General features: G+C 62.2%; 25 protein-coding genes, 1 other RNA gene and 2 pseudogenes. 10 read left to right on the top strand and 18 right to left on the bottom strand.

The features are described from left to right. Positions 1-41: 41 nt before the first annotated feature. From R3F72_RS02600 to R3F72_RS02590, 3 genes are all read right to left on the bottom strand, one after another. Positions 42-335, bottom strand: coding sequence for a co-chaperone GroES (locus tag R3F72_RS02600; RefSeq protein ID WP_071232843.1), 294 nt, complete (start codon positions 333-335; stop codon positions 42-44). 204 nt (positions 336-539) lie between these two features. Beyond that, the gene (locus R3F72_RS02595; RefSeq protein WP_087717886.1) at positions 540-1,022 is read right to left on the bottom strand and encodes an FxsA family protein; all 483 of its coding nucleotides are present in this window, start codon (positions 1,020-1,022) and stop codon (positions 540-542) included. 100 nt (positions 1,023-1,122) lie between these two features. After that, positions 1,123-1,386: a ComEA family DNA-binding protein gene (locus tag R3F72_RS02590; RefSeq protein ID WP_087717885.1), complete on the bottom strand. Its 264-nt coding sequence runs from the start codon at positions 1,384-1,386 to the stop codon at positions 1,123-1,125. 229 nt (positions 1,387-1,615) lie between these two features. Between R3F72_RS02590 and pyrF the strand changes: the two genes are divergently transcribed. Next, the gene (pyrF, locus tag R3F72_RS02585) at positions 1,616-2,320 is read left to right on the top strand and encodes an orotidine-5'-phosphate decarboxylase (protein ID WP_303853077.1); all 705 of its coding nucleotides are present in this window, start codon (positions 1,616-1,618) and stop codon (positions 2,318-2,320) included. Between the two features lie 5 nt (positions 2,321-2,325). On the opposite strand, the gene lapB is transcribed toward pyrF, so the two are convergent. From lapB to R3F72_RS02570, 3 genes and pseudogenes are all read right to left on the bottom strand, one after another. After that, a complete protein-coding gene (gene lapB, locus R3F72_RS02580) occupies positions 2,326-3,513 on the bottom strand; it encodes a lipopolysaccharide assembly protein LapB (RefSeq protein WP_303853079.1) in 1,188 nt (395 codons plus the stop codon). Further along, positions 3,514-3,819, bottom strand: coding sequence for a LapA family protein (locus R3F72_RS02575; RefSeq protein WP_071232838.1), 306 nt, complete (start codon positions 3,817-3,819; stop codon positions 3,514-3,516). A gap of 96 nt (positions 3,820-3,915) precedes the next feature. Beyond that, a pseudogene (locus R3F72_RS02570) lies at positions 3,916-4,227 on the bottom strand (integration host factor subunit beta); the annotation flags it as partial. A gap of 193 nt (positions 4,228-4,420) precedes the next feature. Here R3F72_RS02570 and R3F72_RS02565 point away from each other — a divergent pair. From R3F72_RS02565 to R3F72_RS02555, 3 genes are read left to right on the top strand one after another with little or no spacing between them, the layout of a single operon-like run. Continuing rightward, entirely contained in the window at positions 4,421-4,705 is a 285-nt protein-coding gene (locus R3F72_RS02565; RefSeq protein WP_087717882.1) for an FAD assembly factor SdhE, read from the top strand. Beyond that, a complete protein-coding gene (locus R3F72_RS02560) occupies positions 4,665-5,081 on the top strand; it encodes a hypothetical protein (RefSeq protein ID WP_087717881.1) in 417 nt (138 codons plus the stop codon). Before R3F72_RS02565 ends, R3F72_RS02560 begins: the two co-directional genes overlap by 41 nt. Positions 5,082-5,092: 11 nt before the next feature. Beyond that, entirely contained in the window at positions 5,093-5,278 is a 186-nt protein-coding gene (locus tag R3F72_RS02555; protein WP_332778845.1) for a tautomerase family protein, read from the top strand. A gap of 147 nt (positions 5,279-5,425) precedes the next feature. Here R3F72_RS02555 and R3F72_RS02550 read toward each other — a convergent pair whose 3' ends face one another. From R3F72_RS02550 to R3F72_RS02535, 4 genes and pseudogenes are all read right to left on the bottom strand, one after another. Next, on the bottom strand, positions 5,426-5,662 hold the full coding sequence (locus tag R3F72_RS02550) for a DUF883 family protein (protein WP_332778844.1): 237 nt from the start codon (positions 5,660-5,662) through the stop codon (positions 5,426-5,428). 67 nt (positions 5,663-5,729) lie between these two features. Further along, positions 5,730-6,080: a DUF883 family protein gene (locus R3F72_RS02545; RefSeq protein ID WP_332778843.1), complete on the bottom strand. Its 351-nt coding sequence runs from the start codon at positions 6,078-6,080 to the stop codon at positions 5,730-5,732. Positions 6,081-6,206: 126 nt separating this feature from the next. Beyond that, a pseudogene (locus tag R3F72_RS02540) lies at positions 6,207-9,339 on the bottom strand (efflux RND transporter permease subunit). Beyond that, positions 9,339-10,400 carry an efflux RND transporter periplasmic adaptor subunit gene (locus R3F72_RS02535; protein WP_332778842.1) on the bottom strand — a complete coding sequence of 354 codons (1,062 nt, stop codon included), beginning with the start codon at positions 10,398-10,400 and terminating at the stop codon, positions 9,339-9,341. The pseudogene R3F72_RS02540 and the gene R3F72_RS02535 overlap by 1 nt, the downstream one beginning before the upstream one ends. A 256-nt stretch (positions 10,401-10,656) precedes the next feature. On the opposite strand from R3F72_RS02535, the gene R3F72_RS02530 reads away from it, so the two are divergent. Continuing rightward, complete coding sequence (locus R3F72_RS02530) at positions 10,657-11,889, top strand: NAD(P)/FAD-dependent oxidoreductase (protein ID WP_373419392.1); 1,233 nt, start codon at positions 10,657-10,659, stop codon at positions 11,887-11,889. A 69-nt stretch (positions 11,890-11,958) separates the two neighbouring features. Here the strand turns inward: R3F72_RS02530 and R3F72_RS02525 are convergent, their stop codons facing one another. From R3F72_RS02525 to R3F72_RS02510, 4 genes are read right to left on the bottom strand one after another with little or no spacing between them, the layout of a single operon-like run. Then, positions 11,959-12,258 carry a YqjK-like family protein gene (locus R3F72_RS02525; protein WP_071232829.1) on the bottom strand — a complete coding sequence of 100 codons (300 nt, stop codon included), beginning with the start codon at positions 12,256-12,258 and terminating at the stop codon, positions 11,959-11,961. Further along, positions 12,251-12,631, bottom strand: a complete 381-nt coding sequence (locus tag R3F72_RS02520) for a phage holin family protein (protein WP_087717877.1) — start codon at positions 12,629-12,631, stop codon at positions 12,251-12,253. The genes R3F72_RS02525 and R3F72_RS02520 overlap by 8 nt, the downstream gene beginning before the upstream one ends. Continuing rightward, the gene (locus tag R3F72_RS02515) at positions 12,631-12,972 is read right to left on the bottom strand and encodes a DUF883 family protein (RefSeq protein ID WP_087717876.1); all 342 of its coding nucleotides are present in this window, start codon (positions 12,970-12,972) and stop codon (positions 12,631-12,633) included. The genes R3F72_RS02520 and R3F72_RS02515 overlap by 1 nt, the downstream gene beginning before the upstream one ends. Positions 12,973-13,032: 60 nt before the next feature. Further along, positions 13,033-13,956 (bottom strand): phospholipase A, encoded by a 924-nt coding sequence (locus R3F72_RS02510; protein WP_087717875.1) that lies wholly within the window; start codon positions 13,954-13,956, stop codon positions 13,033-13,035. A gap of 330 nt (positions 13,957-14,286) precedes the next feature. Here R3F72_RS02510 and mscK point away from each other — a divergent pair, with 330 nt between their 5' ends. Further along, on the top strand, positions 14,287-17,805 hold the full coding sequence (mscK, locus tag R3F72_RS02505) for a mechanosensitive channel MscK (protein WP_087717874.1): 3,519 nt from the start codon (positions 14,287-14,289) through the stop codon (positions 17,803-17,805). 28 nt (positions 17,806-17,833) lie between these two features. Here mscK and R3F72_RS02500 read toward each other — a convergent pair whose 3' ends face one another. The 4 genes from R3F72_RS02500 to R3F72_RS02485 form a co-directional block, all read right to left on the bottom strand. Further along, a complete protein-coding gene (locus R3F72_RS02500) occupies positions 17,834-18,583 on the bottom strand; it encodes a TlyA family RNA methyltransferase (RefSeq protein WP_087717873.1) in 750 nt (249 codons plus the stop codon). A gap of 67 nt (positions 18,584-18,650) precedes the next feature. Continuing rightward, positions 18,651-19,787, bottom strand: a complete 1,137-nt coding sequence (locus R3F72_RS02495; protein ID WP_332778841.1) for an ABC transporter substrate-binding protein — start codon at positions 19,785-19,787, stop codon at positions 18,651-18,653. Positions 19,788-19,789: 2 nt separating this feature from the next. Further along, positions 19,790-21,184 (bottom strand): sensor histidine kinase, encoded by a 1,395-nt coding sequence (locus R3F72_RS02490; protein WP_332778840.1) that lies wholly within the window; start codon positions 21,182-21,184, stop codon positions 19,790-19,792. After that, positions 21,181-21,852 carry a response regulator transcription factor gene (locus R3F72_RS02485; protein WP_332778839.1) on the bottom strand — a complete coding sequence of 224 codons (672 nt, stop codon included), beginning with the start codon at positions 21,850-21,852 and terminating at the stop codon, positions 21,181-21,183. Before R3F72_RS02485 ends, R3F72_RS02490 begins: the two co-directional genes overlap by 4 nt. Positions 21,853-22,152: 300 nt before the next feature. Between R3F72_RS02485 and R3F72_RS02480 the strand changes: the two genes are divergently transcribed. The 4 genes from R3F72_RS02480 (at position 22,153) to ffs (ending at position 25,430) form a co-directional block, all read left to right on the top strand. Continuing rightward, a complete protein-coding gene (locus R3F72_RS02480) occupies positions 22,153-23,139 on the top strand; it encodes a Bug family tripartite tricarboxylate transporter substrate binding protein (protein ID WP_303853096.1) in 987 nt (328 codons plus the stop codon). Further along, positions 23,136-23,582 carry a tripartite tricarboxylate transporter TctB family protein gene (locus tag R3F72_RS02475; protein ID WP_087717870.1) on the top strand — a complete coding sequence of 149 codons (447 nt, stop codon included), beginning with the start codon at positions 23,136-23,138 and terminating at the stop codon, positions 23,580-23,582. The genes R3F72_RS02480 and R3F72_RS02475 overlap by 4 nt, the downstream gene beginning before the upstream one ends. After that, positions 23,582-25,099 (top strand): tripartite tricarboxylate transporter permease, encoded by a 1,518-nt coding sequence (locus R3F72_RS02470; protein WP_087717869.1) that lies wholly within the window; start codon positions 23,582-23,584, stop codon positions 25,097-25,099. Before R3F72_RS02475 ends, R3F72_RS02470 begins: the two co-directional genes overlap by 1 nt. Positions 25,100-25,333: 234 nt before the next feature. Beyond that, positions 25,334-25,430: signal recognition particle sRNA small type (gene ffs, locus R3F72_RS02465), an RNA gene on the top strand. Positions 25,431-25,465: the final 35 nt, after the last annotated feature.

Raw genomic sequence — 25,465 nt, 5'->3', positions numbered from 1 at the left:
TAATACGTGAAATCGTAATGAAGCGTCGAGCGATGCGACGATTAGCCTTCGACGACGGCCAGAATGTCGCTTTCGCTCATGATCAGGACTTCTTCACCGTCGACCTTCTGCTTCTCGACGCCGAAACCTTCCTTGAAAATCACGGTATCGCCAACTTTGACGTCCAGTGCGCGGACTTCGCCGCTTTCGAGGATGCGACCGTTGCCCACGGCCAAGACTTCACCGCGGGTCGGCTTTTCCTGGGCACTGCCCGGAAGCACGATGCCGCCAGCAGTTTTCTGCTCTTCTTCTTTGCGACGTACGATGACGCGATCGTGCAAGGGACGGATTTTCATTGCTCACGTTCTCCTGATGGTTGCATGTTGCAAATGCACGTTCCCACATGAGCGAGGCTCAAGGGGTGAAGGCTTAGCCTTCCGGTTAATGGGCCTGATGGCCTAAAGCTATCGCTGTTGCCTTGATTGGGCCTTGCCGGTCGGTTTCAAGGGGCGGGCCAAAAATTTTCTCGCCTGGTGTCGTCTGTGTGGCAGACGATCGGATCAGCGATCCTTGCCCAGATACTCCCCTTCGATCGGCGTGCTCCCATGTGGAGCTTGCTCATGGTGGGAAGCGCTCTCGGGTTTGTGTCGGCGAACGTCCCAGTCGCCGGGCATCTTCTGTCCGCTTCCACCAGCATGTCGCGTGCCGCGTCCGGACCACCGGCGCATTAACTGGCTGCTGCCGGGGAGTAGGCATAGTAGGCCCACGATGTCCGAAAGAAAACCGGGCGCTATCAACAGGATGCCGGCGAGCAGGAACGAGGCGCCGGCCATCAGTTCGTCAGAGGGAATTTCGCCCGCGGCCATGCGTTCACGAGCTCTCTGAAGCGTAAGCAGGCTCTCGCGGCGAATGAGATGAATACCGAAGGCGGCACTCACGATGATCCATGCCAGACTTGCCAGCAGACCGATCTTGGCGCCAATGGTGAACAGCAAGGCGAAATCCGCAATAGCGAAAAGCGCCAGTAGGAATAGCAGGGGCATGGTGTCTCCGTCGTTGACGCTGCCTGTTCAGCCAAGATGGAGACGATCGACAGGATTACAAGTACTGACGTTCCGGGGCCGTCGGCGACCCCGGAGCTGATTACAGCGTCGCTTCTTCGGCCAGGTTGCTGACGGTTGTTTCACCGATGCCGTCGACGCGAGTCAGGTCCTCGAGGCTCTTGTAATCGCCGTTGGCCTCCCGGTCATCGACGATGGCTTGTGCCTTGACTTCGCCGATGCCGGGGAGGGTGGCCAGTTCTTCTGCCGACGCTTCGTTGATATTGACCGGGGCGTCCTGCGCCAGTGCGGGAAGGGCGCTGAAGCTGAGAAGCGAGAAGAGTGCTGCGTGAATCAAAGTCTTCATATCGATTTCCTTGATCGGAACAGGAAGATGAATGAAGGCCGGTCATGCTTCTGGCCGGCCCTCACTCTGTGTATCGACGGCTGTTCTCGGGAATTAATGGGTAAATATCGCAGATTATTGTAAGACAATGGCTACATGACGGTACCAGGCGGCGCTTCGGTTCGCTTCTGCCCCGCAGATGCCTTCCATTCGGTATACTCCGCTCGAACTCGAATGCCGGAGACGATTCATGCCTTCCCCGAACTCGCCGCTCATCATTGCGCTCGACTATTCCGATTTGTCGCAAGCGTTGCCCTTGGTCGACGCGCTTGACCCGGCCCGTTGCCGCGTCAAGATTGGCAAGGAGCTGTTCACCCGGGCGGGGCCGGCGGCCGTCGAGGCTATGCATCAACGGGGGTTCGAGGTCTTTCTCGATCTCAAGTTTCACGATATTCCCAATACCGTGGCGGGCGCTGTCGAGGCGGCGGCGGATCTGGGGGTGTGGATGGTCAACGTCCATGCCTCCGGTGGCCGTAGAATGATGGAGGCGAGTGCCGAGCGGCTGGTGCAGCGAGGGCTGAAAACCCACCTCATCGCGGTTACCGTGCTGACCAGCATGTCGGACGACGAGTTGCAGGAGATAGGCGTGTCGGGCGACGCTCTGGCCCAAGTCGAACGGCTGGCCAGGCTGACACAGGAGAGCGGGCTGGATGGCGTTGTCTGCTCGGCTCGTGAAAGCGCGAGGCTGACGGAACTCTGTGGCGAGGCGTTCCTCAAGGTGACGCCGGGGATCCGTCCAGCGACGGCCGATCAGGGGGATCAGCGACGCGTGATGACGCCGGAAGCCGCAATGGCTGCCGGCAGTACGCATCTGGTCATCGGTCGAGCAATCACCCAGGCGGCAGAACCGATGTCGGCATTGGCGGAGATCGAGTGTTCACTCTCCCGGCAGTAATATGATTACTCGCCTTCCAGACCGGTGACCGGTTTGGTGGTACCCCAACTGCGGCAGCGTGGGCACTGCCAATGCAATTGCTCGGTACCGAAACCACAGCGTTGGCAGCGGTGCCGAGGCCGGATGCTCAGCAACTGGCGGGTGTGTTGCTTGAGTAGCTCTAGGCGATCGCGCTCTTCAGGATCGCTATCGTCCAGATAGAGGTCCATCAGGTAGTCGATCCCGCGCAGACTGGGATGCTCGCGCAACTGATCGCTGACGAAGGCGCAGGCGATATCGGCGCCTTGTCGTTGTCTCAGTGTGTCCGCCGCCATCATGACTACCGTGGTCTGCGGGTTGTGCTGCAATTGCCTTTCCAGAAACTGCCACCAGCCGTTGTCGTCGTCGAGCAGGCGATACGTATCCCGCAACGGCTCAAGCACGATGGCGGTGAAGCTGGCGTCCTGTTCGGGGACGCGCTGCCAGAACCGCGCTGCATCACGATACTGGCCGATGTCCCATTCGAGCTGGCCCAGCATCCAGTTGGCCCGAACGCAGCGGTCATCGATACCCAGAGCCTGCTTCAACGCCTTGCGTGCCAAGGATGGGCTGCTGTTGTTGCGATGCTGGCTCGCCAGTTCGCAATGCCAGTGCGCGGCGGCTCGACGGATATCGGCATCCTGGCGCACCAGCTGTGGCTGGGCGGTCTCCAGAGCTTGTGCCCACTCCTTTTCTCGCTCGAACAGATCGACCAGCAGGCGTTTGGCGGCGAGCTTCTGCGAGTCGTCGACATGGCTTTTTTGCAGGGCCAGCAACAGCCGTTCCGCCCTGTCCAGCAGGCCGAGATTGAGAAAGTCGCGGGAGAGTTCGAGCTGTACCTGCCCGCTCTGAGAGGGCGTCAGGGCAGGGCGGGCGAGAAGATTCTGATGGATGCGCACCGCCCGATCGGCTTCTCCCCGTGAGCGGTAGAGGTTGCCTAGCGCGATGTGCGTTTCGACCGTGTCGCTATTGACTTCCAGGGCCTGGGTGAAAGTCTCTATCGCGCGATCGGGCTGCTCGTTGAGCAGGTAGTTCAGGCCGACGAAGTAGTCCCTCGGCAACGAACCGCGCGGCGGCTGTGGACGAGACCGGAACCGGCCGGACTCCCATCGCCCCAGAAACCAGCCGATGGCGATGGCTGCCACCAGCAACGCCAGTAGCAGAACATCGCTCATTCAGGGGCTTTCCTTGAACTCCTGCGTCCGGAGACGATCGAGTTCCTTGCGTTGTTGCTGGTTGTGACGTTGTGCACGAGTCAGCAGGGTTCGCAGCCGCAGATACATGCCGGTCATGGCGAGCATGCCGAGGATGACGCCGCAGGCGAGAGCGACCAGAAGCCACAACGACAGCGAAGCCGGGGGCAGCTGTACCCAGATCAGATCCAGAGGCAGCGGCTGCTGGTTATTGACGGCAAAAAGAATGCCCAGCAGCAACACGACGATCAAGATGATGGCGAGAATGACGCCTTTGAGCCAGCGCATAGGTTTTCCTGGTGACGCACCGCCGACGGCTCATGCCGTCGTTACATATTGCGGTGGCAGCCGCCGACTCTGCGCCGGCTGCAGTGACTGGGAAGATCAATAGCCGAGCGCGCGGCTGGCATTGACCTGTTCGCGTAGTTCCTTTCCCGGTTTGAAATGCGGGACGTACTTTCCGTCGAGATCGACGGGGTCGCCGGTCTTTGGGTTGCGTCCGGTGCGGGGCTCGCGAAAATGCAGGGAAAAACTGCCGAATCCGCGAATTTCGACGCGCCCGCCCTCTGCCAGGGCGTTGGTGATGTCGTCAAGGATGACACGCACCGCGGCTTCGACCTCCTTCGCCGACAGTTCCGACCGGCGGGCGGCAATCTGCTCGATCAATTCAGACTTGGTCATCGACATTCTCCGTAAGGCCTCGGCCTGGCGGTGGGAGACCGCACAATGGGCGTCCGACGTCTGTTATTGTCGTCTCAGCATACTTCGCAACTTTCGAGAAAACAACGCATTAGCCGGTCACCGCGCGTTCCCGAATAGTGGTGGGGGATTCCCTTGGGTATAATGCAGCGCGACACATTCATTCAGTACACGGGATCGAGGATAGTCCATGTCAGACAACGAAGATGTCACGCGTCGACGGCTTTACTGGCATTCCCGACGCGGCATGTGGGAGCTGGACCTGCTGCTGATGCCGTTTCTCGAGGCCTGCTACGACGGACTGCCCGCCGGGGATAAGGAGCTCTATCGTGAGCTGCTGGCCCAGGAAGACCAGGATCTCTTTACCTGGCTGATGCGTCGCGAATGGCCGCAGGATCCGGAGATGCGTCGCCTCGTCCAGATGATCGTCGAACATGCCGAAACCACTGACCGCAGTCGTCATCAAGCGCTCTAGGCTATCGCTGGGCTTTCAACTCCTGCTGGGAGGGGGACTGGCACTCTATGCGAGCTGGTGGGTCGATTATCGGATTGCTGCCATCATTGCGATGGTGGCCATTGTGGCGGGGTATCGCCAGCATCTCGAGGCGCCGCAGAAGCTGTACCTGCGCTGCGCATACGAACGGGAACGACCGGTCTGGGAAAGCTCGGTCGATGCCCGTACCTGGCAAACGAAGACGTGTCGCCTGATTCGGCTGGGTCCGCTGCTCTCCGCTATCGATCTTTCGGGGCGACGAGTGTGGCTCTGGCCTGACAGCAGCGATGTGGATTCGTTACGCCATTTGCGCGAAGCCTTGGCCGAACAGATCGAACGTGCCGATTTCTCATCCTGAAGGAGTCCTTCATGCCCATTGTGACAATCCAGCAGTTCCCCCGTAGCGTCGAGCAGAAGCGCGAGCTTGCCGAGCGAATCACCGATGCTTTCGTGCAGGCATACGGTCAGTCGCCCGACTCGGTGCAGATATTCTTTCAGGAAACCGAGCAGGAAGATTGGGCAAGAGGCGGTCGTCTGGGAGTGGACCAGACCTGAGCCTGAGAGGCTGTCCTGCGTCTACCAGGCATGCGGTATCGACTACCGAATCAGAAACGGCCCCGTGATGCATGAACTGCATTGCGGGGCCGTTTCATTCAGCCGACACTCGGCTGCCGGCCGCTACGGGGCCGACAGTGAAGGAAGTTAGCGACGGCCGGCCAGGAAGCCAATGGCAAACCCGGCGAGGGCGGCAACACCCATGCTGCTCCAGGCGTTGCGATGAACGTAATCGTCAGTTTCGCGCCACGCTTCTTCTGCATTTTCCGCCAGCTCATGGCTGATATCGTCGGCGCGGTGGCGAGCCCGATCGAGGCTTTTGCGGCCGCGGCGCTTGGCATCCCGGTAGTAATGGCGCGTGTCTTCACGGTAATTACGGCTCATGGATCGTCCTTAACCATTCGTCAATGTGTGGATCGGTGCACGTGACCGATCAGGTGGAAAACGGCTGTCAGCGCCGACTCAACAGCAGGGTCATCAGCACGCCGCCCAGCGCGGCGATACCGACACTCTGCCAAGGCTTATGTTGTACGAATTCGTCGCAACTCTCGCAAGTATCGCTGATCTGATCGTTCAGTCGACGACGTGAGCGGCTTGCCCAGCTGTCACGTGTCAGATAAGCCGTGGCGTAGGGTGACGGTTCGTCGATGCTTTCTTCAAGCGGTTCTTCTTCGGATACCAATGCAGGTTCCTCCCGGATCGGATCATCTCCCAAATGCGGTGCGCGCTCGGCGGCGACTGCCATGTCTTCATCGATTCGGCTAGTCCCGGTGTCCTTGTCGTCACGATGGAACAGGCTCATGTTCATCCCTCCGGTTCGATGGAATGACCTCCCGACTGGCTCACGCAATGGCACCATTGCAGCAGCATGGTTGCCTTAGTGTAGTTGCAATTCCGTTCCTTGCTAGGCTCGTGTGGTAGCCAAACCTCATCGACTGATTTCTTCGTCTCGTGTCTCGTAGCCGTGTATTTCGCGTTCGAGACGCCGGCTGACGTCGCCGGGTGAACCGGTACGCCGCGCTAGCATGTCGTAGGCCACCGGTACGATGAATAGCGTCAGCAGGGTCGCGGCGGCAACGCCACAGAAGATGACGGTACCAATGACGATGCGCGATTCGGCACCAGGGCCGAAGGCCAGAATCAGGGGAACGGCGCCGGCCATGGTGGTGACGGTCGTCATCAGGATCGGCCTGAGACGAGTCACGGAAGCCTCGACCAGCGCGTCGGAGAAAGCCTGACCTTCGTCGCGCAACTGGTTGGCGAATTCGACGATCAGGATACCGTTCTTGGCGGCCAGACCGACCAGCATGACCAGCCCCACCTGACTGTAGATATTGAGGGACTGCCCGCTGGCCCATAGGCCCAGCAAGGCGCCGCTGATGGCCATCGGTACCGTGAGCATGATGACCAGCGGGTGCACGAAGCTTTCGAACTGGGCAGCCAGCACCAGGAAGACCACGACGATGCCCAGGATGAGCAGGAAGGTCGTCGCACCGCTGGCTTCCTGGTAATCCCGGGAGGGCCCCTTGTAGTCGATGACCAGCTTCGCTGGGCAGCTCTTCTTCCGCGATACCCTGCAGGTAGGCCAGCGCGTCGCCGATCGCGACCCCTCCCTGGAGATTGGCCTCGAGCGTGATCGCGCGCATTCGGTTGAAGCGGTTGAGCTCGCTGGCACCGGCAAATTCCGACACCGACACCAGGCTTGCCAGCGGAATCAGCTCGTCACTGACCGCTGAACGTACCTGCACGTTGTCCAGCGAGCTTGGGGCGCGCTGATTGTCACGTTCGCCTTCGAGGATGACGTCGTACTCTTCGCCGCCGTCGACATAGGTGGTGACGTTACGGCCTCCGAACAGTGTCTCCAGGGTATTGCCGATGGTGCTCACGGTAACGCCCAGCGCGGCGGCACGGTTGTAGTCGATCTGGATGCGCAGCTGTGGCTGGGTTTCCTTGTAGTCGCTGTCCACCGCCTCGAGGCCGCTGCTGTCGTCGCTTCGAATGCGAGTCAGCAGCCGATCGCGCCAGTCGGCCAGCTGTTCGTAGGTGCTGCCACCGATGACGAACTGGATCGGTTTCTCGACCCGGCCGCCAAAGCCCTGGCGCATCACCGGCGTGGCAGTGACGCCGGGCAGATCCGACAGCCGGCTGCGGACGTCGGCGAGGATATCCCAGGCCGATCGTCGATCGCCCCAATCATTGAGCGTAACGACGGCCATGCCATCATTGAAGTTCTCGACATTGCCGAAGCCGCGGGGACCGCGAACCGACACCTGATTGATGTCGCCGGCATCGACCAGCGTCATCAGGCGGGCCTCGATCTCGTCGTAGTAATCCTGCATGTAGTGAAAGGTCGCGCCGGGCGGCCCTTCGATCAGCACGAAAAAGGCGCCGCGATCTTCCTGGGGCGTATATTCGTTGGGCAGCTGTTGAAACAGCCAGGCGGTGAGTGCCAGCACCAGGGCGAACAGTCCGACCACGATCCAGCGCCAACGCAGCGCCCACAGCAGTGCCTGTCGGTAGATCGTCTGCGAACGGTCCAGCAGCCAATGCACGCCATGGCTGATACGACTCTCGTGCATGCGCGGGCTGAGCAGTTTCGAGCACAGCATCGGTGCCAGCGACAGCGCCACCAGACAGGAGAGGCCGACCGACGCGGCAAGCGTCAGGGCGAACTCCGAAAACAGGCGGCCGATATCGCCCTGGAGCAGGCTCAACGGGATGAAGACGGTGATCAACACCAGGGTGGTGGCGATGACGGCGAAGCCGATCTGGCGGGTGCCCCGGAAAGCAGCGACCAGAGGCGTCTCGCCGTGGATCACCATGCGCCGGTGAACGTTCTCGATGACCACGATCGCATCATCGACCACGAGCCCGATCGCCAGCACCAGCGCCAGCAGCGTGAGCAAGTTCAGGGTGAACCCGAACAGCGCCAGAAAGATGAAAGTACCGATCAGCGAGATCGGTACCGTTACTGCGGGCACCAGGGTCGTGCGTATGTTGCCGAGAAAGACGAAGATCACCACCACGACCAGCCCCATGGCGATGAACAGCGTCGATACGACCTCATGCAGCGCGCCGGAAACGAACACCGACGAGTCGAAATTGAGCGACAGCTGCATGCCGTCGGGTAGCGTGGGTTGCAGCCGGGCCATCTCCGCCTTGGCACCGTTGGCCACTTCCAGCACGCTGGCGGTCGACTGCTTGATCATGCCGAGGCCCACCATCGGGACCTCGTTGCCTCGGTACAGCGAACGCTCCTCTACCGAACCGACCTCGACGCGCGCCACGTCAGCCAGTCGTACCAGGTAACCGTCGTTGCCGCGGGCGACGACCAGGTTCTGGAAGTCGGCGGCGGTAGTGAAGCTGCGCGGGATTCTCAGGGTGAACTGCCGATCGCGGGATTCGAGGAAGCCGGCGGGCAGTTCGACGTTCTCGCTCTCCAGCGCATCGGCCACATCGTCGACGGTCAACTGGCGCGCGGCCAGGGCGTTGCGATCCAGCCAGACCCGCATCGCGTACTCCTTGCCGCCGCTGAGGCGCACCCGGGCCACTCCGTTCTGGGTCGAGAAGCGGTCGACGAGATAGCGGTTGGCATAATCGGTCAGCTCCGGAATGGTGTAACCCTCTCCGGAAAGCGACAGCCAGATGATGACGTCGTCACTGCTGTCGCTCTTCTCGATTTCCGGCGGCTCGGCCTGGTCGGGCAGGTTGTCGGCTACCGACGAGATCCGGTCGCGAATGTCGTTGGCGGCGCCGTCGATATCGCGATCCAGCGAGAACTCGACGTCGATCTCCGATTCGCCATCGGCACTGCTGGATTCGATCGAGACGATGCCCTCGATACCGGCGATGCGGTCTTCGAGCAGTTGGGTGATGCGCGTCTCGACGACACTGGCGGAGGCGCCCGGGTAGTTGGTCTCGATGCTGACGATGGGCGGATCGATGGCCGGATACTCCTGCAACGGCAGGCGCTCCATGGCCAGCAGGCCGAAGGCGATCAGCAGCAGCGAGACGACGGTCGCGAAGACCGGACGACGGATCGATAGGTCGGAAATCCGCATCAGTTCCTGGCTCGCGATTCGTTGACCTGCGATTCGTTGACCTGCGATTCGGTGGCGCGGCGCTGACGCTCGAGGACTTCTTTGATGTCACCGTCGCTGACGTCCTCGGCGATCAGTTCGACGGGGTCGCCTTCGCGTACCTTGAGGGTGCCATGCGTCACGATACGCTGGCCGCTCTCGAGACCATCGGTGATCTCGACCTCACCCTGGCGGCGTTCGCCGATGGCGACTTCCCGACGCGTGACGCTGGCGGGCTGGCCGGGTTCGATCAACCAGACGGTCTGGCGTTCCCCATCGGGCACCAGCGCGCTCTCCGGAATCGTCAGCGCCTCGCGGGCGGGCTGGTTCAGTTGCACTTCCATCAGCATGCCCGGCAGCAGGCGCCCGTCGGGATTGTCCAGATTGGCGCGCACCACCAGGCTTCGGGAGACGGGGTCGATTCGGGTGCCGAGGGTGGCGACCTCTGCACGGAACGTGGCGTCGGGATAGCTCGGTGTCGTGGCGCTGAGCGTGAGCCCAGGATGCAGCACCGAGAGCAGCGTTGCCGGTACGGTGAAATCGAGCTTCATGGTATCGAGCTTGTCCAGCGTGACCAGCTCGGTGCCGGGGGTCACCAGCGCACCGACGCTGACGTCGCGCAGCCCGACGGTGCCTGCAAAGGGCGCGCGTAACCGATGATCGGCAAGCCGGGCGCGAATGGCATCGATTTCCGCTTCGCTCTGCCTGACCAGCGCGGCATTGTCCTCGAGCGTGGCACGTACGCCCAAATTGCGATCCTGAAGCTGTTGGGCGCGGTCGAGGGCGCTCCGGCGCTGATCAAGCAGCGCCTGGGCGGCCCGAAGTTCTGCCTGGGCCTGTTCGTCGTCGAGCTGGACCAGCCACTGACGGGCCTCGACGCTGTCGCCGTCCTCGAAGTTGATGGCACTGACAGTGCCGGTGAGCGTCGAGGAAAGGGTAACGCTCTCGTCCGCCTTCAAGGTGCCCAGAGCTTCGACCGGGTCTTGCCAGATCGAGGTGTCGACGGTGGCGCCGATCACTGCGATTGGTGCATCACTCTGCATCTGAGCGAATACCGAGCCGGTATGGATCGAGCCGAACAGTAGCGCGGCAGCGGTTGACAGGCTCGACAGTGTCGACGGTGACGGAAGGCGTCTGTGGAAAAGAGCGGGCGTCGAGCGGGTCACCGATATCATTGTCATAGTGGGCTGGTGTCTGCGCTGCGTTACAAAGTGTAAGTATAGGGCTGTCGATACGTTGTGAAGTCTTGCTACTCGTTAGTACCTCAACCCCTGCCGAATGAAAAGGGCGTGTCGCAAAATGGCTCTGTTAGAATGCCCGCCCAACCAGCAAGGCAAGATCGGTGCGGACATGAAAACCTACGACGTCGTCATTATCGGCGCTGGCGCGGCCGGCTTGATGTGCGCGCTCACGGCGGGCTATCGCGGCCTTCGGGTGCGCGTCGTCGATCATGCCAACAAGGCCGGCAAGAAGATCCTGATGTCGGGTGGCGGACGCTGCAACTTCACCAACCTCGCGACCACGCCGGCGAATTTCTTCTCGCGCAATCCGCATTTTCCGATCTCGGCCCTGAAGCGCTACACGCCACACCATTTCGTCGAGCTGATCGAGCGGCATGGCATCGAGTATGTCGAGAAGGCGCCCGGGCAGCTGTTCTGTGCCCATTCGGCCAAGGATGTCGTCGCCATGCTGTTGACCGAGTGCGAGTGGGCGGGCGTGGAGGTCTCGCTCTCCACACCGGTGAACCACATCGAGCGTCTCGGCGACGGCATGCGGCTGGAGATCGATGGCGCCAGGGTCGAGGCGGGGGCCGTGGTCGTTGCCACTGGCGGCCTGTCGATCCCGACGCTGGGAGCCAGCGGTCTGGGCTACGATCTGGCTCGTCAGTTCGGGCTCGAGGTGACCGAGACGCGAGCGGCACTGGTACCGTTCACCGTGACGTCGCAGTGGAAGACATCGCTGGCGGCGCTAGCCGGCCTTTCCTGCCCGGTGGCGGCCAGATGCGGAGATGGTCAGTACCAGGAGCCGCTGCTCTTTACCCATCGTGGCCTGTCGGGGCCGGCGATGCTTCAGGCGTCGAGCCACTGGCGGCCGGGAATGGCGGTCGAGATCGACTGGCTACCATCGATTCCTGTCGAGGAGACCCTGCGCAAGCTGCGCCAGGAAGCGCCTCGCCGGCATCTGGGAACCTGGCTGGGAGAGGTGTTGCCCAAGCGGCTATCGCAGGCCTTGCTCCAATGGCAGGGATGGAAGGATCGGCCGATGGCCGAGCTCTCCAATGGCGATATTCAGACGATTGCGCAGGGGCTCGGGGCATGGCAGTTCAAGCCGGCAGGCACGGAGGGATGGCGGACGGCGGAAGTCACCATGGGCGGCGTCGATACCGATGCGATTTCTTCGAAGACATTCGCGGTCAATGCGTTGCCTCAACTCTACTTCATTGGCGAGGTGCTGGACGTGACGGGCCAGTTGGGCGGCTTCAACTTCCAGTGGGCCTGGGCGTCCGGCGTCGCCTGTGGTCAGTCGCTCTAGGCTGAACGAAAAAGCGGCCACTAGGTCATAGTGGCCGCTTCTGAGGCTGAAGAGCGAGTATGGCGTCGCTTAGCGATTGCGCCCGCGAGACGCCCGGTAGAGTGCCTTGCCGCGGTTGTACATCAGCAGTCCGGTCAGGGCGCGACGAAACAGCCGACCCGTCGAACGTGGCTTGCGCGCGCTGCGCATGGCCACCAGACTGCCGATCGCCATCAGCGGCACCTTCCAGCTCACGATCTTTTCCCAGGCATGGTCGATCGGTGCCGTGGCATCGCGCCATTCACGCATGGCGGACGTCATGTCGAGGCGTTGCTGGAGAATCTCGTCCTCGAGGTCGTCGATCTGCTGCTGCCGAGTCCGTTCAGTCATGGGAAGGCCCCAGTGCCTCTCGATCGCGTTCGAGGTGATGCAAGGTCGCGGCCATCAACTTACGTTGTTTGGCCACTCGCTTGGCCGAGAGAATCAGCGCGCCCGCGATGACGAAAAGCACCGCCGAGCAGATCCCGATGGCCTGCAAGCGGTTATCCTCCCAGTACACCACCACGACCAGCAGAAGCAGCATGCCGATGGCGAAGGAGAGCATGATCAGGCCGGCGCCCGCCAGCAGCAGCAGGGTCAACATTCGGTCGCGTTCGGCTTCCCATTCGACAACGGCGAGACGCAGGCGCGTCTCGCCACTGGCGATGAGGTTGGCGATCAGCCGCCGGGCGGCGGTGATGACGTTTTCAGCCGGACCCGCCATCAACGACGCCCCAGCAGCAGCCCCAGAACGACGCCAGCGGCGGCGCCGATGCCGATGCTCGTCCAGGGATTCTCGTGCACGTACTGATCGGTGGCGTCCATCTGATCCTTGGCGCTGGCATAAAGCTTCTCGCCGCGGGCCTCGAGACGTCCACGTGTCTCCTGCAGGCGCTGCTGGGCGCGTTCACGCATTTCGGAGATATTGGTACGGGAGTCGTCCGCCGTGGCGTGGATCAACTCTTCGACGGTCTGCGACAGGTTGCGCAGATCTTCCTTGAGCTGCTCGGTAGAAGCTTCGCGTTCGCGCTCGGAGCCGTTGCCGCCGATGGATTGCATGGTCATGGTCGTCTTCCTTTGACAGTCAATTAACGTGGATCAGCATAGACAGGCTATCTGCAGGGATCAACGAGTGCCAGGGATGCCGGCCAAAAAGGTATTGATACTGAAGCCGAGGCCGAAACGCTGCACGTCATGGTCATAGTCGATCAAGCTTTCGCCGTAGCCCTGATAGTACTGGAGGTAGCCGCGAACCTTGCCGAACAGCGGAAAGGAGTAGTCGAGCTGACCGCCATAGTGTGCCTTGCCGGGGTTGCCGCGAACCATCAACGAAACTTCCTGGTCGCCGAAGGCGCGGACCACGGTCAGGTCACCATAGCCGATATAGTTCTCCAGATCGGGATTGTCGTCATCCTCGTCGTTTTCCGGAATGCGCCAGTGAGGGGCGACACTGAACGCCCAGTTGCCACGCTGAAATATCGATTCGGCGTAGATTCGATTCCAGCTGCGTGACAGCGGGTCCGAACGGCCATTGGACTGATGCGCGAAGCCGACCCGGTTGATGGTGTTGGTCCAGCCCAGCACCGTCCATCGATTATCGAAGCTCACGAAACCCTCGGGTTCGTAATTGGTCTCGCGAAAGGGGGCCGATGCCTCGGAGTTGTAGGCTTGCCACCAGCTACGCTGGGTATAGGCGAAATAGAGGTCGCCGTTGTCTCCGAACATGTCGTCGAGCAGCTTGATCTTGAAGCTCAACTGGAACTTGATTTCCGACTCATCGATGTCGCCCTCGGAGGTGATCTGGCGGAAATCGGCCTCGTCCGGGTTAGCGTTGTAAGTCCATGGCAGGAAGTAGTTGCGGCGATAGGTCGTGATCGCGAGTGGGTTCTCGGCGGTTTCCGCTTCGAGGTTACGGCGCACTTCGGCCTGCTCGTTCGCTTGTTGAACCGGGTCGCCATCGCTGTCCGGTGTCTGCGCAGTCGCTAATGGGGTAGCCAGCATCCCCAATAGTAGAAGGCTGGTATCGCGCAGCGAACGAATGGGCGTCATAAGACTGTCCTGTCAAGGTAATCCAGTGGATAGAAGCGCGATCAGGTCGATGAAGATCAGGCTTCGTATTAAGTAGTGACGATTTCTAGCATGTCGTCGGCTTAAGTCAAACTCGGCAAACGCGGTTAACGGACGCCTCGGAATCCGCTCGCCCTGGCGGTAAACTCCGACTTCGATAGGAATCGCACCGCGCGAACGCGACGGTGGCCGCATGAACGGAGTTGACGAGGAGAGGGCATGTCGGATTATCCGGCCGGGAGCGAGTATGTCAGTCAACCAGAGCCTCTTGCTCAGAGGGCGTTCAAATCCACGAGGGCCAATGCTCTTATAATGACCGCCTGGGCGCCTGCGCCTGCTGTCTCTGTCGTCAAAGCTGTTTCGGTCGTCAAAAAAGCGGCTCAGCGTATCACGTTCCTCGCGCTGGCATTGTGCATACTGATGACAAGCACTGTCGCCTTGGCGCAACAGCAGGAAAGCCTGCCGACGCACGACACGCTCACTGCCGAACAGCAGAAACTCGAGCAGATCGAGACGCCCGATGAGCAGCAGCAGACGGAATTGGAGGATCTGGGCGTCGCGTTGCAGACGCTGGATTCACTGGAGGCGCTGCGCAAGGAACTGAAGATGCTCGAAAGCTCGGCGCAGCAGGCCCCTCAGCGTATTCGCGAACTCGAGAGGCAGCTTTCCGCGCTGAGCGATGACGACGCCCCGGCAGCCGATGCTCTCGACGAGCTCATGGTGGACACCCTGGGCCGAAAAACCTCCGAAGCACTGGATCGGCTCGAAGCGTTGCAAGGCCAATTGGCTTCGGTCAACGCGCGGCTGATCAGCGCGGAGACACGGCCGGAGCGGGCACAGTCGGCCATTGCCAAGGCGATGGCCGATGCGGAACAGGCACGAACACAGCTCCAGACGCCCGATAGCGACGAAACCCAGACCTTCGATCCGGCCCAGGCACGCTATCGACTGGAACTCGCGCTGGCCGAGCTGCAAGCCGAGTATCATCGCCGGGAACTGGCCAACAACACGCAGCTTCGGGAGCTCGATGCCCAGCGCCGCGACCTGCTCCAGCGCCAGATTGCCATCGAAGAAGCCCGCCTGAATGCATTGCGGGCGGCGCTCGACCGGCAGCGGCGTGCCGAATCGGAGAAGGCCGTCGCCGATATCGGAGAAGAAGATCGGGCAGCGATCGCTGCGCATCCGGTGCTGCGTGATATTCAGGCGACCAATCGCGAGTTCAGCGACCAGCTGCTCGAGGTCACCGACCGCACCAACGATCTGATCCGGCGGGCCATCGATATCCGCTCGCAGCTCGATCGCGTGCGCCAGATCAAGCGTACGCTCAACGAACAGATCGACGCGATCCGCGGCAGCCCGCTGCTGTCGCGCATCCTCAACGAGCAGCGCCGAGCCCTCCCGGACGTGGACGAACTGGGCGGGTTGCAGGAAGAGATCGCCGAAACGCGGCTGAGTCAGTTCGATCTGGTCGAACAGCGGGACGCCCTTCGCCAGCCAAGGGCATTGGCCGAAAAGAGTCTGGCCGATACCGATATTGATGTGACGCCAGCGTTGATCGATTCATTGGTGAAGCTGTTCCAGTCGCGGAGCGAAATCCTCGAACAGCTCGATCGCGAATACGGCAACCTGTTGACCGTGGCGATCGATCTTCAGCTCAACCAGGAGCAGCTGGCCGGACTCACCACGTCGCTTCGTGGCGTCATCGAGGAGCAGCTGTTCTGGGTCGCCAGTTCGCGTCCGCTGACGCTGAGCTGGTGGCAGGATGCGCCCGGTCTCCTCGCGAGCCAGGTGCGTGGAGATGCCTGGCCACAGGCGTTGGCGAGTTTCTGGCAGGTGCCGGATCTTCGTGCGCTGGCGGTCGTGCCGGTTCTGATTCTGGCTGCCGTGCTGCTGATGGCGAGGCGCCGGATCAAGGTCCGACTGCTCAACCTTCATGAGCAGATCGGCCGTCTCAAGCGCGACACCCAGATGCATACCCCGCGCGCGATTCTCTACAACGCGTTGCTGGCCGCCCATGGCCCCATGCTGCTGGCCGTGATCGGCGGGCTGCTGAGACTGGGCAGCGATGCGTTCGCCGAGCGGGTGGGTGAGTCGCTATTGCAGCTCGCCCTGGCATGGGGCGTCATTGGCTGGACTCGTCGACTGCTGGTGTCGGACGGCGTGGCGACACGCCATTTCCACTGGTCGACCGGCTACGTGGCCCGGCTGCGCCGGCTGCTGTTCTGGCTGGGAATTTCGCTCATTCCCGTCATTCTCATCAGTGGCACGTCGCCCGGCAGCCAGGCCGAGCTATCCAGTCGACCGCTGTTCCTGCTGTTGCTGCTGGCCGGCCTGCTGGCGATGAGCGTCATCCTGGTGCGGTTGATCCTGGCGCATGTCCCCTATTTCGGGCTCAAGCTGTTTCGCCTGCTGCTGGGGTTGGCACTGGCGCTGGTGCCGCTGGTGCTGGCCGGGCTGATCGCGTTGGGCTACGAGTACGCGGCGTTGCGGTTGATCGGGCGATTCATCAATTCGCTCTATCTCTTCGGATTGTGGATCCTGGTCGAGGCCACGGTGGTGCGTGGGCTCGCGGTGGCACAGCGCCGCCTGGCCTATCGCCGGGCGGTGGCACGTCGGCGGGCGCAGATTCAGGAAGGGGCCGAGGGCGGGCTCGAGGTGGTCGAGGAGCCGCCGCTGGACATGGAGCAGGTCAACCAGCAGTCGCTGCGACTCTCCAAGCTGATCCTGTTCATCGGTTTTACCTTCGCCTTCTACCTGATCTGGTCGGACCTGCTTGAAGTCTTCTCCTATCTCGATCACGTCAGCGTGTGGCAAATCGAGCGTGGGCAGGGCGAGGCGATGACCCTGGATCCGATCACGGTGGCGGACATCGTCGTGGCGCTGGTCATGGTGGCGCTGACCATGATGCTGGCGCGCAACCTGCCCGGTCTGCTGGAGGTCATGGTTCTGTCGCGCCTGACGCTCAAGCAGGGCAGCGCCTACGCGATCTCCTCGCTGCTTTCCTACACCATTGTGGGGACCGGGGTGGTGGCCTCGCTCGGCACGCTCGGGGTCTCCTGGGACAAGCTGCAGTGGCTGGTGGCGGCGTTGGGCGTGGGGCTGGGCTTCGGCCTGCAGGAGATCTTCGCCAATTTCATTTCAGGCCTGATCATCCTGTTCGAGCGCCCGATGCGGATCGGCGACACCATCACGCTCGGCCAGCTCCACGGCTCGGTCAGCCGCATTCGTATCCGGGCGACCACGGTGACCGATTTCGACCGCAAGGAGATCATCATTCCCAACAAGACCTTCGTCACCGATCAACTGATCAACTGGTCGCTGTCGGATAACGTGACCCGAGTCGTGCTGACCTATGGCGTGGCCCATGGCTCGGATCTCGACGAGGTGCATCGGCTGATGCGGCAGGCGGCGGACGAAAACCGTCGGGTATTGCGGGATCCCGAGCCGCAGGTGTTCTGCCTCAGCTACGGTCCGACATCGTTCAACTTCGAGTTGCGGATCTTCGTCAACGATCTGCTCGATCGGCTCTACGCCAGCGACGAGATCAACCGCCGGCTGGATCAGTTGTTCAAGGAGCATGGCATCCGCGTGGCGTTCAACCAGATGGACGTCTGGCTGCATGGCGACAACGGACAGGTGACAAAGGTCCAGAGCGCCAACGGGAACGAGGCGGCGCTGGGGGCGGAGCCCGACTCGGCATCCCCGACGCCGGCGGCACCCCGGAATTCACGCCAGTCTCGCAGTGGTGACGATGGCCACCTGGGCGATGGAGAAGTCGGTGGCGCCGGGCACGATGGTGGCGGCGATGGAGGAGGGGACGGCGGTCGTTGATCGCACCGCCTCGGAAATAGAGCGACGTTCAACGGCGCAGTGCGTGGAGCAGAAACTCGCGATTGCCGTCGCCACCCTGGATCGGGCTTTCCTGCCAGTGGTCGATGTCGAGACCGTGAGAGCGACAGGTCTGATGCAGCGTATCGGCGACTCCTTTATAGAGTTCGGCATCGCGGACGATGCCCCGCGAGTCGACCTTGCCGGGGCCGACCTCGAACTGCGGCTTGACCAGCGAGTAGAGCTCGCCACCCGGGCGCAGGACGCGGGCAATTTCCGGCAGGATTAGCGTCTGCGAGATGAACGAGACGTCCATCACCACGGCATCGATGCCGCCAGGTGCCAGGGCCTCCAGTTGCGTCATCGGCAATTGGCGGGCATTGGTGCCTTCCAGACAGATGACTCTGTCGTCGTCACGCAGGGAGGCATCGAGCTGATCGTGTCCCACCTCGATGCCGATGACCTTTGTCGCGCCGTAGCGTAACGCGCAGTCGGTGAAGCCGCCGGTGGACTGGCCAATGTCGAGCACGGTGAAGCCGTCGAGGCGCCGGTCCAACGTCTCCAGCAGCGCTTCCAGCTTGAGGCCGGCTCGCGAGACGTAGCGTTCTTCCGGTGCTTCGGCGATATGCAGTGCCGTCGTCTCCGGCAGTTTCTCGCCGGGCTTGGTCGCGACCTGCCACTTTCCCCCTGTATTGATGCTGACAAAGCCCTGGCGAATCAGGCGTTGCGCCCGGGTGCGCGAACGCACGTGGGCGGTGACGAGTTGGTCGAGTCGTTTCATGGCGTGTTCATTCCTGCAGTGCTCATGTCTACGGTGCTCATATCTACGGTACGCATGTCTGCCATGCTCATTCCTGCGATGGTCGGGGGAGCGGAGAGGGGTCGGCCAGCGGCCCGTCGGCGTAGGTCGAGTGGTTCTTGAAGGCTTGTTGCCACTGTTCCAGCAGCGTCTGACGCTTGAGTGTATCCAGCGTTGCCAGCAGGCCGGGGCCGATCTGCACGGGGCGGATCGCCTCTCCCAGTCGCTTGCGCAGGTCTGCCGCGGTGCCGAGCCCGTCGATCGACGGGTGCACGGCGCCCAGGGTCGTCCGCGTCGCGAGAAGGCGCTGGGCTGGTGCGCTCAGGAGATAATCGATGAAGCGCTGTGCGGCGACGGGATGCGGCGCGTTGCGAGACATCATGACCAGGCGTTGCAGCACCAGCGCATAATCCTTGGGCACGACCATGGCCAGTTCGGGATGTTCGGCCACGTAATCCTGGACGTAGGAGCCGATCAGGTTGTAGCCGATCCAGTAGCGCCCTTCGCTGAGCCCCTCGAGCATCGCTGCCGTGGTGGTCTTCAGCTCGCTGTGTGCATGGCCGAGCGCCTCGACCAGATCCCAGTAACGGGCCGAGATCCTGGCATCCTCGATGGCATAGGTATAGCCGGCGCCGCTGAAGCGCGGATCGTAGGTGACCACGCGGTGGCTCAGTTCAGCGGACCGTTGCCGTAGCAGGCTCAGGAGCTCGGCGTGGCTTTCCGGCGGGGGCATGCGGGCGGCGAGATCTCGCCGATAGACCATGACGATGGGCTCGAAGGTGAAGCCGAACAGCTCCTGACGCCAGCGAGCCCAGCTTGGCCAGGCCGCGGCGGCGGGCGAGTCGACGGGGGCCGAGAGTCCTTCGTTGGCGAGCTGGTATTGCCATGGCATGGCGGGCGACATGATCACGTCGGCCCGTGGCGTGTCACGTTCCTGAAGTACCCGCGCATGTAGCGCCAGTGTCTCCAGGTTGTGATAGGTGATCGCGATATCCGGATTCCGTTGGTGAAAGTCCGCGAGTAGCGGGTATATCTGCGGTGGGTCGACGACACCATAAATGGTCAGCGGCTGGGACGATTCGGCGTCTGCGGTGAAATGTAGTGCTTTTGCCTGTGCTGGCGGCGTCACCATCAGCGCGAGCGCCAGCAAGGCGCCGACGAGATGCCGGATACGGTGTGGCGCCATCGTCAGGCGTCGGATGAAAAGGTCAAGGCGATACATAGGCCGGGACGCTCGGGGTGGTCGGGATGGGCGGCTTGCAGACTTAAGCGGATGTCGTGGGCGCGGGCAATGCTGTCGACGATGGCCAGCCCTAGGCCGCTACCGTCGCCGGTTTCCTGGCCGCGGTGGAAAGGGCGCAGCATCAGCAGGCGCTGGGACTCGGGAATGCCCGGACCGTCATCGGTGACCGTCAGCCGCGCCGGTGCATCGGTGACCTGAACGGTGACCTGGCTGGCGCCATAGATTGAGGCGTTTTCGATCAGGTTGTTCAGCGCCTCCTCCAGCTGCCAGTCGTTAACGGAGACCATCACCGCATGCTCCGGAACCTCCACGCCGAGGTCGATGCCGCGGCGATGGTGGCGGGAAAATGCCTCTCTCACGCAGCGCCGGGCCAGCGCCGTGAGGTCGACAGTCTGCTTGGCCGGCGTCGCTTCGGGATTGTTGAGTCGGGTCAACGACAGCAACTGGCCGGCGAGTCGCGCGGTCTTGGTGGCGGTGCCGTGCATGGTGGTAAGCGCCTCGCGCCAGGCTGCTGGGTCCGACTGCCGCAGGGCCAGCTCCGCACGGGCCGAGAGGCCGGCCAGCGGCGTTTTCAACTGGTGAGAGGCATCGCCGATGAAACGCTCCTGGTTGGCACGAACGCGACGCATGCGGGCCAGCAGTTCGTTGAGGGCTTGACGTAGCTCAGCCAGTTCGAGGGGCAGAGCCAGTTCGAGCGGTGACAGTGTCCGAGGGTTGCGCTGGCGGATCGCGCGGCGCAGTCGCGTCAGCGGTTCCAGCGCGAAGCGGGCCGAGAGCAGGACGACCACCACGGCCAGGCCGGCAATGATCAAGATATTGACGAAACTTGCCAGGAACAGCTGATTGGCCAGGGCTTGCCGGCCTTCGCGCGTCTGCGCCACCCTGACTTCGAAGCGATCGCTTCGATCCCAGCCCTCGAGACGAGCACGCAGGACCCCGAGCCGGAGCGGCATGTCCTGGGAAGTCACGTCCCCATAGTTCATTTGAATGTCGTTCTCGGTAGGCAGGGAGGGAAGTGACCGATTGCCGGTGACGAAATGCCCTTGGGCATCGTAGAGCGCGTAGAACACTCGCTCCTCGGCATCGGTAGCGAGCATCTCCAGCGCTGAAGGTGGGAGATCCATCCACAGCCGACTCTGCTGCCAGCGAACCTGTTCCGCAATGGAGAGTGCAGCGGCATCCAGCAGCCGGTCGAAGGCGCGGTCGGCCGCCTCGCGAGAGGCCAGCCAGGCCTGTAGCAGCATGATGGCGACCAGCAGCGCCAGCGGGCAGAGCAGCCAGACCATCAGTCGCCGGTAAAGGCTCAGATGTGACAGGTGCCACCTTCGCAACAGGGTCACTCGACCTCCAGCAGATAGCCGATACCTCTCACCGTGCGTAGCCTGACGTCGGACGCCGCGAGCCGACGGCGAAGCCGGTGCACGTAGACTTCAATGGCATTGTCGCCGACCGTTTCGCCGGCAAAGGCATCTTCGAGCAGTCGTGCCTTGTCTACCGGCTCGCCGGCGTAGTGGATCAGGCATGCCAGCAGGCGGTGCTCCCGCGGCGGCAGCGACAAGATGGTGTCGTTCAACGTGAAATGCTGGCGCTGGCGGTCGAGGCTCAGCGAGCCGAGCACCAGCGGTTCGCTCGGGTCATTCTGGCGACGACGCAGCAACGCCCGAACCCGGGCTTCCAGCTCGTCGAGCGCGAACGGCTTGGCAAGGTAGTCATCGGCGCCCAGGTCGAGTCCCTTGACTCGATCCTCGATCGCTGCCCGGGCGGTGAGGATCAGTACCGGCGTCTGTCGGTCGCGCGAGCGCAATGTTGCCAGCACGTCGAGGCCGCTACGGGTTGGCAGGTTGAGATCGAGCAGAATCAGGTCGTAGTCGTGATCGAGGGAAAGGCGGGCGAAAGCTTCGCCGCCATCGGCAATCCGCTCGACGCGCTGATTCTCGACGGTCAATGTTTCCGTAAGGGTGCTGGCGAGCAGAGGGTCGTCCTCGATCAGCAGCAATTTGAGTGGCATGGGAAACTCCTGCAGGTGAAAGAGGGGCGGGGGGGCTTCCGTGATGAACACTCGGAAACCCGCTTCTTTCGTCGTTCTCTCGGAGATGAACAGCGATGACTTCGCCCATCGCGCTGGCAGGCAATTGTAAATGAATTGGCGCGCAAGGCATTGAACTTTAGTCGGCTTTTGCGTTCACGCCGTTGACCGTTACATGACTTCACCTTAATTTCCGCTCATGGGAACAAAGTTCTACCTTACGGAACTGTAAGGTTGGCGTCAGCCACGAATAATATTGCTCCATCAGCGAGGAGAAGCATCATGTTTGCAGTCAAGACGATCCGGTGGGTGGCCGCTGCGGCGCTGGCCCTGACGGCCAGTGGCGCCATGGCGTTCGAGCCTGCTGGCAAGGTCGAATGTATCGCTCCGTCAGACCCGGGTGGCGGCTGGGACTTTACCTGTCGCAGCGTGGGTAACGTGCTCGAGGAGCTGGAGCTCGTGCCGGCCAGCGTTCAGACCATCAACATGGCAGGCGCCGGTGGCGGCGTCGCGTTCGCTCACACCGTCAGCAAGCGCAAGGGTGACGACCAGCTGCTGGTGGCGGCCTCGACGGCGACCACCACCCGCCTGGCTCAGGGCCAGTTCCCTGGCATGGACGCCGACATGGTCAACTGGATCGGTGCCGTAGGGGCCGACTACGGCGTGATCGCGGTATCCAAGGATTCTCCCTATCAGGACCTCAACTCGCTGATGAGCGCCTTGAAAGAAGACCCGCGTTCGGTCAAGTTCGCCGGCGGTAGCGCCAATGGCGGATGGGATCACCTCAAGGTGCTGATCGCTGCCAAGGCTGCCGGTGTCGAGAATCTGCCGCGTATTCCGTATCTCTCCTACAACAACGGTGGCGAAGCGATGACGCAGGTCATCGGCGGCCACGTCGATGCATTCACCGGCGACATCACCGAAACCCAGGGCTTCCTCGAGTCCGGCGATCTCCGCGTGCTGGCGGTGCTCTCCGACGAGCGTCTCCCCGGCGATCTGGCCGATATCCCCACCGCAAAAGAGCAGGGCATCGATGCGGTCGGCCCCAACTGGCGCGGCTTCTACATGCCGTCCGACATCGACGAAGACGCCAAGCAGTACTGGGTCGATGCCGTCGACGAGCTCTATGCCAGCGATCAGTGGAAGAAGGTCATGAAAAGCAACGGTCTGATGCCGTTCCACCCGGATTCCGGTGAATTCCAGGCCTTCGTCAAGCAGCAGATCAACGATATCCAGTCGCTGTCCAAGGAAATCGGGCTGATTCAATGAGCAAGTTCAATGATCGCGTCTTCGGTCTGATCATGCTGGTGATCGCCGTCGCCTACTACTACGGCGCCACCCGGTTTCCGGTTCCCTTCGGGGGGTCGGAAGCCGTTGGCCCGGAGACCTTTCCCAAGCTGCTGGCCGTGATTCTGGCCATCTGCAGTCTCTACATGATTGTCAAGCCCGACCCCGACAATCACTGGCCGGTCGCCAGGACCTTTGGCGAGCTGGGGATTGCCGTGGTCACCTTGGTCGTCTACGCGCTGCTGCTCGAGCCGCTGGGCTTCATCGTCTCGACCACGCTGGCGGTCGGCACGCTTTGCTGGCGCATGGGCGCGCGGCCGATCAAGGCCTATCTCACCGGGCTGATTAGCGGTGTGGTGGTGTTCGTACTGTTCACCTATGGACTGGAATTGCCGCTGCCGCTTGGCCTGCTGGAGATGAACTGATGGAAACGTTGCACTATCTTTCCCTCGGCTTCGGCGTGGCGCTGCAGCCCGAGAACCTGATGTTCGCCTTGATGGGGTGTTTCATCGGCACGCTGATCGGCGCGCTGCCCGGTCTGGGCCCGGCCAACGGCGTGGCGATCCTGATTCCGCTGGCGTTCACCCTCGGCCTCAAGCCGGAAACCGCCTTGATCATGCTGACGGCCGTCTATGCCGGGGCGATGTATGGCGGACGTATCTCGTCAATCCTGCTGAATATTCCCGGTGACGAGCCGGCGATGATGACCTGTCTCGACGGCTACCCGATGGCTCGCCAGGGCAAGGCCGCCGAAGCACTGGCGATTTCGGCGATCGCCTCCTTCATGGGCAGCCTGATCGCCACCATTGGCCTGATCCTGCTGGCGCCGCTGCTGGCTCGCTTCGCCTTGACCTTCGGCCCAGCCGAATACTTCGCGCTGTTCGTGCTGGCCTTCGCCACGCTGGGCGGTATCACCGGCAAGAACCCGATGAAGACGCTGATGGCCGCAGCGATCGGGCTGATCATCGCCACTGTCGGAATCGATCTCTCCACCGGCACGCAGCGCTACACCTTCGGCGTGCTAGAGCTCTACGAAGGCGTCGACTTCATCATCGCCATCGTCGGTCTGTTCGCGGTATCCGAGCTTCTGTTCTTCATCGAAGAGAAGGCCGGCGCCGGCCGCGAGATGATCAAGGTCAACCCGCTCAAGCTGAAGTGGCGGGAAATTCTGTCGATCATGCCGACCACCGTGCGCGGCGGCATTTTAGGCTTCATCGCCGGTGTGCTGCCGGGAGCGGGCGCGTCGCTGGGCAGCTTCATCACCTATACGCTGGAAAAGAAGATCGTCGGCAAGAAGGGCTACTTCGGGGAAGGCGATCCGCGTGGCGTGGCTGCGCCCGAATCGGGCAACAACGGCGCGTCCAGCGGCGCACTGGTGCCAATGCTGACGCTTGGCGTACCGGGTAGCGGGACCACGGCGGTGTTGCTGGCGATGCTGGTGTCGCTCAACATCACGCCGGGGCCGTTGATGTTCACGCAGAATGCCGACCTGGTGTGGGGCGTCATCGCCGCACTGCTGGTGGGCAACTTCATGCTGCTGCTGCTCAACATTCCGCTGGTCGGCGTGTTCGTGAAGATCCTGTCGGTTCCGCCGATGTATCTGCTGCCGATCGTGACCATGGTCGCGTTCGTGGGCATCTACTCGATCAGCCACTCGACCTTCGATCTCTACTTCATGATCGCCTTCGGCGTCGCCGGCTACATTCTGCGCAAGCTGGAAATTCCGCTGGTCCCGGTGATTCTCGGCCTGCTGCTGGGGCCGGAAATGGAGAAGAACCTGCGTCACGCGATGCAGATCTCCGACGGCGACTGGTCGATCCTTTGGGGTAGCGGTCTCTCCATCGGGCTGTGGCTGGTGGCGATCATCGGGCTGGTGCTGCCGGTGGTGGTGGGGCCGATTCTGCGGCGCCGGATGCAGGCGGCCAAGGAGAAGGTCGGCTGAGCCGCGAGATGACATGTTCCATGCCCCGCTCGTTGAAACGGCGGGGCTTTTTTGTTCGCAGCGAGGGTAGAGATATTCGCTGCTATCGTTTTCTGGGTACTCTTGAATCCTTCCCGGTTGCCGCAGAGCGATGACGCTGTTATAGTGCCGCTCGCTCGGCAACGTCTTGATGGAACAGGCTTTGTCGGCCTTCGATCTCATCGCGTCACTGATGAATCGAGCTATGGTGGCCCTTGCCGGTCCTCCCGCAACGCTAAACCGCAAACCCCGCCAGGCCCGGAAGGGAGCAACGGTAGTGGTGGCCGCGTGTGCCGGGATGTGGCTGGTAGGGGCCGCCTCCATTTCTGGCCCTGCGCAATTTGGCCT

The sequence above is a fragment of the Salinicola sp. 4072 genome, assembly GCF_036663415.1.
Classification (GTDB): domain Bacteria; phylum Pseudomonadota; class Gammaproteobacteria; order Pseudomonadales; family Halomonadaceae; genus Salinicola; species Salinicola salarius_A.
The sequence above is the reverse complement of the archived record's forward strand: the minus strand, read 5'-3'. Positions and strand labels throughout refer to the sequence as shown.

Bases quoted from the DNA above. Each gene is read 5' to 3' on its own strand.
- R3F72_RS02600 (WP_071232843.1), bottom strand. From the start codon at position 335: ATGAAAATCCGTCCCTTGCACGATCGCGTCATCGTACGTCGCAAAGAA.
- R3F72_RS02595 (WP_087717886.1), bottom strand. From the start codon at position 1,022: ATGCCCCTGCTATTCCTACTGGCGCTTTTCGCTATTGCGGATTTCGCC.
- R3F72_RS02590 (WP_087717885.1), bottom strand. From the start codon at position 1,386: ATGAAGACTTTGATTCACGCAGCACTCTTCTCGCTTCTCAGCTTCAGC.
- pyrF (WP_303853077.1), top strand. From the start codon at position 1,616: ATGCCTTCCCCGAACTCGCCGCTCATCATTGCGCTCGACTATTCCGAT.
- lapB (WP_303853079.1), bottom strand. From the start codon at position 3,513: ATGAGCGATGTTCTGCTACTGGCGTTGCTGGTGGCAGCCATCGCCATC.
- R3F72_RS02575 (WP_071232838.1), bottom strand. From the start codon at position 3,819: ATGCGCTGGCTCAAAGGCGTCATTCTCGCCATCATCTTGATCGTCGTG.
- R3F72_RS02565 (WP_087717882.1), top strand. From the start codon at position 4,421: ATGTCAGACAACGAAGATGTCACGCGTCGACGGCTTTACTGGCATTCC.
- R3F72_RS02560 (WP_087717881.1), top strand. From the start codon at position 4,665: ATGCCGAAACCACTGACCGCAGTCGTCATCAAGCGCTCTAGGCTATCG.
- R3F72_RS02555 (WP_332778845.1), top strand. From the start codon at position 5,093: ATGCCCATTGTGACAATCCAGCAGTTCCCCCGTAGCGTCGAGCAGAAG.
- R3F72_RS02550 (WP_332778844.1), bottom strand. From the start codon at position 5,662: ATGAGCCGTAATTACCGTGAAGACACGCGCCATTACTACCGGGATGCC.
- R3F72_RS02545 (WP_332778843.1), bottom strand. From the start codon at position 6,080: ATGAGCCTGTTCCATCGTGACGACAAGGACACCGGGACTAGCCGAATC.
- R3F72_RS02535 (WP_332778842.1), bottom strand. From the start codon at position 10,400: ATGCAGAGTGATGCACCAATCGCAGTGATCGGCGCCACCGTCGACACC.
- R3F72_RS02530 (WP_373419392.1), top strand. From the start codon at position 10,657: ATGGCTCTGTTAGAATGCCCGCCCAACCAGCAAGGCAAGATCGGTGCG.
- R3F72_RS02525 (WP_071232829.1), bottom strand. From the start codon at position 12,258: ATGACTGAACGGACTCGGCAGCAGCAGATCGACGACCTCGAGGACGAG.
- R3F72_RS02520 (WP_087717877.1), bottom strand. From the start codon at position 12,631: ATGGCGGGTCCGGCTGAAAACGTCATCACCGCCGCCCGGCGGCTGATC.
- R3F72_RS02515 (WP_087717876.1), bottom strand. From the start codon at position 12,972: ATGACCATGCAATCCATCGGCGGCAACGGCTCCGAGCGCGAACGCGAA.
- R3F72_RS02510 (WP_087717875.1), bottom strand. From the start codon at position 13,956: ATGACGCCCATTCGTTCGCTGCGCGATACCAGCCTTCTACTATTGGGG.
- mscK (WP_087717874.1), top strand. From the start codon at position 14,287: ATGACCGCCTGGGCGCCTGCGCCTGCTGTCTCTGTCGTCAAAGCTGTT.
- R3F72_RS02500 (WP_087717873.1), bottom strand. From the start codon at position 18,583: ATGAAACGACTCGACCAACTCGTCACCGCCCACGTGCGTTCGCGCACC.
- R3F72_RS02495 (WP_332778841.1), bottom strand. From the start codon at position 19,787: ATGGCGCCACACCGTATCCGGCATCTCGTCGGCGCCTTGCTGGCGCTC.
- R3F72_RS02485 (WP_332778839.1), bottom strand. From the start codon at position 21,852: ATGCCACTCAAATTGCTGCTGATCGAGGACGACCCTCTGCTCGCCAGC.
- R3F72_RS02480 (WP_303853096.1), top strand. From the start codon at position 22,153: ATGTTTGCAGTCAAGACGATCCGGTGGGTGGCCGCTGCGGCGCTGGCC.
- R3F72_RS02475 (WP_087717870.1), top strand. From the start codon at position 23,136: ATGAGCAAGTTCAATGATCGCGTCTTCGGTCTGATCATGCTGGTGATC.
- R3F72_RS02470 (WP_087717869.1), top strand. From the start codon at position 23,582: ATGGAAACGTTGCACTATCTTTCCCTCGGCTTCGGCGTGGCGCTGCAG.